The organism is Nguyenibacter vanlangensis, assembly GCF_013376155.1.
Classification (GTDB): domain Bacteria; phylum Pseudomonadota; class Alphaproteobacteria; order Acetobacterales; family Acetobacteraceae; genus Gluconacetobacter; species Gluconacetobacter vanlangensis.
In genome coordinates this window covers 1-1,387 of record NZ_JABXXP010000717.1, presented here as the reverse complement: position 1 = coordinate 1,387, position 1,387 = coordinate 1, and the positions used below count along the sequence as shown (strand labels likewise).

At 70.9% G+C, this 1,387-nt stretch carries 3 protein-coding genes; all 3 read right to left on the bottom strand.

The window, feature by feature from the left end; genetic code table 11:
- The coding region (locus tag HUK84_RS18360) for a CinA family protein (protein ID WP_246285770.1) at positions 1 to 252 on the bottom strand (252 nt) is incomplete at its 3' end.
- A 67-nt stretch (positions 253 to 319) separates the two neighbouring features.
- Positions 320 to 796: a phosphatidylglycerophosphatase A family protein gene (locus tag HUK84_RS18355; RefSeq protein WP_176641518.1), complete on the bottom strand. Its 477-nt coding sequence runs from the start codon at positions 794 to 796 to the stop codon at positions 320 to 322.
- A partial coding sequence (locus tag HUK84_RS18350) for a lytic transglycosylase domain-containing protein (RefSeq protein WP_176641517.1) occupies positions 793 to 1,387 on the bottom strand: 595 nt, incomplete at its 5' end. The genes HUK84_RS18350 and HUK84_RS18355, both read right to left, overlap by 4 nt.

The following is a 1,387-nucleotide window of genomic DNA, read 5'->3' as shown; positions in this document are numbered from 1 at the left end:
GGCCACTTCGGCGCTGACCGCGCCATGGCGCTCCAGCAGCACGCGCGGCACGCCCAGCACGGCCATCTTCATGTCGTTGGAATAGGTCACGAACCCGCCCTCGACCATGCCGGACGATCCGCCATGCTGCGTCAGCGCCCCGGCGACCAGCCCGCCGGTACAGCTCTCGGCCGTCACCACGCGCAGCCCCGCATCCCCCAGCACCGCCAGGATCCGGGCCGCCTGCGCCAGCACCGCCGCGTCCAGCACCATGTCCATGCTCCAGCTCCCTCGATGATCCGTCATCCGGGCCCGACAGCCAGGGCCGCCCGGAACCCGGTTACAGCGCGACCAGATAGCGCAGCAGGGTCAGCCCCCCCGCCGCCAGCACGCCCGCCACCACATCGTCGCCCATGATCCCCAGCGCATCATGCCGCCGGTCGAACCAGCCGACCGGCCCCGGCTTGGTGATGTCGAACAGGCGGAACAGCAGAAACGCCAGCAACAGCCACAAGATGCCGATCCGGTCCGGATGCCACGGATCGACCCGCCCGGCGCCCAGCGCCAGGGGCATCAGCGCGATCCACATCCCCGCCACCTCGTCGATCACGATCCAGCCGAAATCCTCGCCGCCGCTGACCCGCGCGGTCGCCAGATAGCCGACGGCGCAACAGGCCAGGATCGCCGCCCCCAGGATCATCGGATGACCGACCAGCAGCAGCCCGCAGGCCAGCGCGGCCAGCGACCCCACGGTGCCGGGCGCCAGGGGCGAAAATCCGCACCCCCCGAAACTCGCGACCAGCCGGGCAACGCTCACCGGCCGCCTCCAGCCCCGATCCCGGCATCGGCGGAAGCGGCCGCCACGGAATCGTCACCCCCGGAATCGGCACCCCCAGAATCGCCCCCCCCTGACCGGGCGGCCGCAAATGCCTGATAGATCGCCATGTTTTCCTCCACCCGCTGGATATAGCCCCGGGTCTCGGCGTACGGAATGCTCTCGATCCAGTCCAGCATCGCATCCGTGGCCAGCATCGCATCCGCCGTCGGCCGCGCGCGCGCCGGATCACCCAGCATGTCCAGCCACTGGTCCGTCCGATGCGGCCCCGCATTGTACGCCGCCAGCACATAGGGCACCGACCCGCCGAATTTCTGCATCAGCCGCGCCAGGTACGCGCTGCCGATCTTCATGTTCAGGTCCGGATCGGTCAGGCTGGCGCCGGTCAGCGGACCGGTGGCCAGCCGCGCCTGGCGCGACACGTAGCGCGCCGCCGCCGGCAGAAGCTGCATCAGCCCATAGGCGCCGGCCGGGCTGACGATGGCGGGATCGAACCCGCTTTCCTGCCGGATCACCGCCAGCAGGAAACCCGCCGGCAGGTCGGTCTCGGGCGGCGACAGCGGCGCCGGCCAG